We start from the raw sequence: 6,901 nt of genomic DNA on the forward strand, positions 1-6,901 counted from the left end.
CAGGGCTTAGGCGACAGCGGCGACGATCTTCTGGGCGGCGTCGTCCAGATCGTCAGCAGCGGTGATGGCCAGACCCGACTCGTTCAGGATCTTCTTGCCCAGTTCGACATTGGTGCCTTCGAGGCGAACCACCAGCGGAACCTTCAGGCCGACTTCTTGCACAGCAGCGACAACGCCTTCAGCGATGACGTCGCACTTCATGATGCCGCCGAAGATGTTGACGAGGATGCCCTCGACCTTCGGGTCAGCGGTGATGATCTTGAAGGCTGCAGCAACCTTCTCCTTGCCGGCGCCACCGCCGACGTCGCAGAAGTTGGCCGGCTCTTTGCCGTACAGCTTGATGATGTCCATGGTCGCCATGGCCAGACCAGCGCCGTTCACCATGCAGCCGATGTTGCCGTCGAGGGCCACGTAAGCGAGGTCCCACTTCGAGGCTTCGATTTCCTTGGCGTCTTCTTCGGTCTCATCACGCAGGGCGCGGATGTCTTCGTGACGGTACAGAGCGTTGCCGTCGAACGAGACCTTGGCGTCCAGGACGCGCAGGTGGCCGTTTTCCATGACGATCAGCGGGTTGATCTCGAGCATGTCCATGTCCTTCTCGACGAAGGCCTTGTACAGGATCGGGAACAGCGACTTGCCGTCTTCGGCAGCCTGACCGGTCAGTTCCAGAGCGGCGTTGATCGCAGCGACGTTCTCGTCGGTGACACCGGCTTCCGGGTTGATGGCGATGGTGTGGATCTTTTCCGGAGTGGCGTGGGCCACTTCTTCGATGTCCATGCCCCCTTCGGTCGAAACGACGAATGCGGTTTGACCGACCGAGCGGTCAACCAGCAGCGAGCAGTACAGTTCGCGGGCGATGTCAGCACCGTCTTCGATGTACAGACGGTTCACTTGCTTGCCAGCTTCGCCGGTTTGGGCGGTGACGAGCGTGTTGCCCAGCATTTCCTTGGCGTGAGCGACGGCTTCTTCGATCGAGAAGGCCAGACGAACGCCACCCTTGGCTTCAGCGCCCAGTTCCTTGAACTTGCCCTTGCCGCGGCCACCAGCGTGGATCTGCGACTTCACGACGTAAAGCGGGCCAGGCAGTTGCTTGGCAGCAGCTTCGGCCTGATCTGCCGAGGTAATAGCGACGCCTTCGGCGACAGGTGCGCCGTAGGCCTTGAGGACCTGTTTGGCCTGATATTCGTGAATGTTCATATTGGATCCGCGCCAATGGAGAGGTTTGGGGAAACTTTGGTCGCGCTTATAGGCATTGCGGGTTCTGGTACGCAACAGTCTGTCGTCATGCGTGAGGTAACAACGTCCTGAATGCAGAAGGCCGGACGCGATTATGCGCCCGGCCCTCGCCAGTCGGATAGGTTGGCCCAAGCCCTTAGTCGGTCCAGTCCTTGGGCAGGGTGCGCGATGCGCAGAAGTGCAGCACAGACGCCATCAGATAGAAGCCCATGCCCGTATAGATAGCCCAGCGCAGGCTCTCGTCACCGAAGGTCGGGCGCAAAACATCGCTCATCCAGCCGAAGTAGAAGAAGCCGACAGCGAGACCCAGCAGATTGTTGATCAGCAGGAAGATCGCCGAGGCGGTCGAGCGCATCGGGGCCGGAGCCAGATGCTGTACCGCGGCCGTGATCGGACCCAGCCATGCCAGGTTCAGGCCTGTCGGGATCAGGAAGATCAGGAAGGCGATTACCAGAGCCAGACCCGCACTACCGCCACCCGGCAGCATGCCGATGATGGCCGGCGAGTTCATTGCCAGAATGAAGCACGGTGCCGAGATGATGAAGGCGACCGCCGGGACCAGCGGATAGGCCGACTTGGAACGCTTGGCCATCTTGTCGGCCACCGCGCCGCCCATCCAGATACCCAGCAAACCACCGATCAGGGCGATACCGGCATAGTACCAGCTGACCTGCGAAAGCGTCAGATTGAAGCTGCGCATGAAGAACAGGGGCAGCCAGCCCGCAACACCGTAGCCACACACCGATGAAGACGCCGCGCCCAGCGAAAGCAGCCAGAAGCTCTTCTTTTTCATGATGACATTGCCGGTGGACTTGGCGATCCACAGCGAGATGCCGATGACGGTCATCAGGCCTGTCCCAAAGAACGGGATGACCGGATTTTGCACGCCAATGCCCATCAGGCTCAGCACGCCCAATGCCGCAAATACACCGCCGATACCAAAGCTGGCCAAAGCCACCTTTTTACCGAGGCCAGTGTCTTCCGGGACTTCAAAGGGGTTCGATGCGTAGGGAGCAACCCGCGCAGGCGTGGCCGCAGCGCCCGCAAGAGGCGCATCTGTGCCGCCACGCTTTGGATCGCGCACGGTCATACGTAGGATCGGCGCAATAAGAACGCCCAGGACGCCCACCACGATAAAGGCCGTCTGCCAGCCGTATTTCGCCGCCAGCAAACCCCCGATCAGGGTCCCGCCTGCGGTCCCCAACGGGATGCCAAAAGCAAAAGCAGCCATGGCGCGCGCGCGCTGATTGGGCGGAAAATAATCGGCAATCAGGGAATAGGCCGGTGCCACGCCGCCCGCTTCACCCACGCCGACACCCATGCGGAACAGGAACAGTTGGCCGAACGAGCCCGCGATACCGCACAGTGCGGTAAAGCCCGACCAGACCGCCAGCGCACCCGTCATAATCCACACGCGGCTGGTCCGGTCTGCCAGCCACGCCAGCGGAATGGCTAGCGTCGAATACACCGAGGCAAAGGCAATCCCGCCGAGCAAGCCAAACTGGCTGTCGCTCATCTGGAAATGTTCTTTCAGCGGTGCCGCGAGGATGCCGATAATCTGGCGATCCACGAAGTTCAGCATGTAAACAAAAACGAGAATGGCCAGCACGTAATAACGATAGGCTGGCGAAGGAGCCTTATCCCCCTCACCGACCGCTGTCGCGGTGCCGTCTGCAGCCTGCCCTTGGCTCATGGCGCGTCCCCTTCCGAAATATTCTTGTTTGTTGCGACGGTAGCGTTGCCGCTGCCGTGTGCAAAAGAAAAAGAGCGGCGGTGAGTACCGCCGCCCTTCTTCGAACTTAGTGGTCCAGAGCCACGGCTTAGTATTTGGCCGTGAACTTCACCGTCCACGTGCGCGGCGCGCCGTAGTAGGCGGTACGGATACCCGCCACCGACGAGAACTCTTGCGCGTCGGTCTTGTAGACTTCGTCGCTGAGGTTCTTGCCATAGATGCCGATCGAATAGCGGTCGTCGGCGGTGCGCCATTCGGCACGCGCGTCGTACATCCAGTAGCTGTCCTGGAACATGCTCGGATATTCTTCGCCGGTCAGGATGTTGGCGTTGTCCACCGACAGAGCCATGCTGGAGCGATAGCGGGCTTGGGCACCGATTTGCAGGGCACCGTTTTCGCCGAGGTTGAACTCGTACGAGCCACCCAGACGCAGGGTCCACTTCGGCGAGAAGGCCGGGGTCTGCCAGCTACGGTCGATGGTCGTCTCGACGGGCGGCGTGCCGAGGGCGCGCACTTCGTCAAACTCGCCATAGGACGCATCGAGGTAGCCGATCTGGGCATCCAGTTGCAGGGCCGGCGTGACGTTGGCGTACACTTCAAGCTCGGCACCCTTGATGTCGAGCTGACCGGCATTCAGGACGGTCAGTGCGATGGTGCAGTTGCCACCCGGCGTTGCGGCGTCAGCCACACAGTCCGAGACACGGGCCTGGAAGTCTTCGTAGTCATTGTAGAAGACCGAGGCGTTGGCGCGGACGCGGCCATTGGCCCAGCTGGTCTTGGCACCCAGTTCGAAGCTGGTGACGGTTTCCGGATCGTAAGGCTGTTGCTCACCTGGGTTGTTCGCACGGCCGTTGAAGCCGCCCGACTTGAAGCCCTTGGAGATACGGCCATAGACCATGGCGTCCGGCGAGACCTGATAGTCCACCGAGATCATCGGCGAGACGTCAGACCAGCTGTTGTTGACGTCAAAGGCGAAGGTCGGGTCCAGACGGAACGGCGCGAATACGGCGTCATAGGGTGCGAACACGGTGCCGATCAGCGACGGGATGGTCCAGTCGGTCGTCGTGGTGCGCCAGTAGTCCTTTTCCTCGTGCGAGTAGCGCAGACCGGCCGACAGACGCAGGGCGTCCGTAGCTTGCCACGTACCGTTGGCGTAAACCGCCCAGCTGGTCGTATCCAGATCGTCGGCAATCGTGCGAAGGAAGCCGGTCGGCAGGCCCGCAGTGGTGAAGATGTCGTCGCCATAGGCTTCCTGATAGGATTCAATCTTTTCCTTCAGGTAGTAGACGCCGGCAACGCCGCTGAAGCGGCCGCCGTTGTTGTAGCTCAGCTGGAATTCCTGGCTGAACTGGTTCTGGTCGACGCCGACGAAGACATCGCCCATTTCGAACTGGGTGGCGTCGATGTCGATGTAGTCGTCGTAGGACAGGTCACGATAGGCCGTGATCGACTTCAGGGTCAGGCTTTCGCTGAGGTCCCAGGTCGCCGTCGCGGACAGGCCCCAGTGATCCAGCGGCGTTTCATTCGGCAGGCCCGGCGTGGTGCGGGACTGGTAGTTGAACTCGCTGCCAGCCGCCGGAGCCGGCTGGCGCACGGTCACCGTGCCGAGCAGCAAGTCGGTGGTGTAGAGGGGGCTTTCGGCGCGACCCACGGTCATACCGGCGCGCTCGCGGGTATAGTCGGCGGCCACATCGAGGCGGAAATTATCGCGCGGGGTCCAGGCTGCCGAGACACGGCCCGCCAGAGTGTCCTTGTCGTTATACTCTGCGCCCGTGACTGGATCGGTGACATAGCCGTCACGCACCGAGTACAGGACTGCACCACCGATGGCGAAGGTGTCGTTCACCGGCGTTGCGCCGCTGAACTTGATTTCGCGCTGGTTGTAGTCACCGAAGGCGGCCGAGACGTTGGCGTATGGGCCGGAATCCGGACGGCGGGTAACCAGCTTCAAAGCACCGCCGATGGTGTTCTTGCCATACAGCGTACCTTGCGGACCGCGCAGAACTTCAACGCGCTGCAGGTCCATCAGGTCCAATTGGGTACCGCGGATGCGGCTGAAGTAAACGTCATCCACATAGACGCCGACGGCCGGATCGAAGGTTTGCAGCGCATCCGGCTGGCCCACGCCGCGGATGTAGATGTTGGTTGCGTCCGACGAACCACGGCCCTGTACCAGGTTCAGGTTCGGCACAGCGCCCTGAATGCCGGTGACGTCGGTTGCGCCGATACGGTTGAGGGTCTCTTCCGAGAAGGCCGAGATCGACAGCGGCGTCTTTTGCACGGACTCTTCGGTACGGCGTGCGGTAACGATGATGTCTTCAACGGCTACAGCCTCTTGCGAGGCGGTTTCTTGCGCCTGAGCGCCGGTCGCGATTGCGCCAAACGCAGCGCCGGCCAGCAAGGCGCGCTTCATCACTCGGTTCATGTGAGTCCCTCTTGTTTCCAACCTGATCGACGCTTTTATTCAGCGTTCAATGATTTTCTTTAGATGTGGCTGTTATTGCGTAGGCTGTCAAACGCCAAGATAGTGCACCCTCTGACGTAACGGCGAACTGTGGCACGCTTGCACAGCCGCGATTTTGCGCGCCCGACGACCGGTAACAAGACGACTGATATGACCGACACCCCCAAGGCCATCGCTGCGGATACCCCGATTGCCGGAGAAAAAAGCGCGCCTGCCACGCCCCGTAACGCAGCACCACGACGCCCTCGCAACGCCGGTGCCACCTCGGAGACCGGAAAAAGGGGCCGTCCGAAAAAGTCTGCCTCAGAAGGTTCGAACGATACCCGCGACGCCATTTTGAACGCCGGCGAGGGTCTGTTCTCCCAGCACGGCTTCTATGGTGTGACCATCCGCGAGGTGGCCCGCGAAGCCGGGGTCGATACCGCGCTGGTGCACTATTATTTCGGCTCCAAGAAAGACCTGTTTGACGCGGTCTTTAACCGTCGCGCCGCCGTCTGGAACAACGAGCGCGTCGCCGCTGTGGACCGCTATGCGGCGGCCAACGAGGGTCAGATGACCTTGGAGGGCCTGTTGGAGGCCTTCCTGCGCCCGCCTTTCCAGTGGTCCCTGACAGGTGGTCCCGGCTGGAAGCATTATGCGGCGCTGGTGGCGCAGACCAACGCCAACCCCGCATTTGGCGGCGAGACCATGGCCCGATATTTCGACCCCGCGATCCGTCGCCTTCTGGAACTGGTGCGCGTCATCATGCCCAAGGCTACCGACGAGCAACTCTATTGGTCCTGGCACAATCTTTCCGGTGCCCTGACGCTGACCCTCGGCGAGACAGGCCGCATTGATCGCCTTTCCGGCGGCCTATGCAAATCGGGCGACCTGAACACAGCTTGCGACCGGATGGTAAAGTTCGGTGCGGCCGGGTTCCGCGCTGTTTGCGACCACGACTGAAGCAACCATGGACAAAGCGCCCTTCCATAAGCGTCCCATCATGCGCGGTATTGCCATCGGCATCGTCGCCGGAGGATTTCTGGCGTTCAGCGGCGCATTCGGATCATCGCAGGCTCCGCTTTGGCTGCGGCTGGTTTATTGGATTCCCCTGATCATTGCCGGCGGCCTTTGGGCGGCCCTGTGCAGCCGCGTGCTGGAACGGACCATCGACACCAGCGACCGGCCGTGGCTGGAAATCGCGTTGTTGTCCTTGCTCATGGCTGTGCCGGTGATCGTCATGGTCTGGATCACCACCGCAGTGCTGTTTTGGCGCGAAGCACCAACACTGGCGCACCTCCACCACTTCTTCTTGCCGGTGATGGCCGTGACGGTGCCTTTGTGCGCGATCAATGTCTTCATCAGTCGCGCCCAACCCGTAGCCACCCATGCCACCGAGGGACAGGCACCGGCCCGCTTTCTGCAACGGCTTCCGCTGAAACTGCGTGGAGCAAACCTTTGGGCGGTACAGGCCGAGGACCATTATCTGA

General features: G+C 61.3%; 4 protein-coding genes and 1 pseudogene. 2 read left to right on the plus strand and 3 right to left on the minus strand.

The genetic code is table 11. From position 1 onward, the window contains the following. Positions 1–6: 6 nt before the first annotated feature. The 3 genes from sucC to OB03_RS08850 all read right to left on the minus strand — a co-directional run bounded on the left by sucC (position 7) and on the right by OB03_RS08850 (position 5,393). Entirely contained in the window at positions 7–1,197 is a 1,191-nt protein-coding gene (gene sucC, locus OB03_RS08840) for an ADP-forming succinate--CoA ligase subunit beta (protein ID WP_242912653.1), read from the minus strand. A gap of 175 nt (positions 1,198–1,372) precedes the next feature. After that, positions 1,373–2,929: a spinster family MFS transporter gene (locus OB03_RS08845; protein ID WP_461343883.1), complete on the minus strand. Its 1,557-nt coding sequence runs from the start codon at positions 2,927–2,929 to the stop codon at positions 1,373–1,375. A gap of 127 nt (positions 2,930–3,056) precedes the next feature. Then, entirely contained in the window at positions 3,057–5,393 is a 2,337-nt protein-coding gene (locus OB03_RS08850; protein ID WP_461343884.1) for a TonB-dependent receptor, read from the minus strand. Positions 5,394–5,582: 189 nt separating this feature from the next. Here OB03_RS08850 and OB03_RS08855 point away from each other — a divergent pair, with 189 nt between their 5' ends. Both OB03_RS08855 and OB03_RS08860 read left to right on the plus strand, forming a co-directional pair. Beyond that, entirely contained in the window at positions 5,583–6,374 is a 792-nt protein-coding gene (locus tag OB03_RS08855; protein WP_242912650.1) for a TetR/AcrR family transcriptional regulator, read from the plus strand. Between the two features lie 7 nt (positions 6,375–6,381). Next, positions 6,382–6,901: pseudogene (locus tag OB03_RS08860) on the plus strand (LytTR family DNA-binding domain-containing protein); the annotation flags it as partial.

It is taken from the genome of Brevundimonas sp. GN22, from assembly GCF_054824005.1.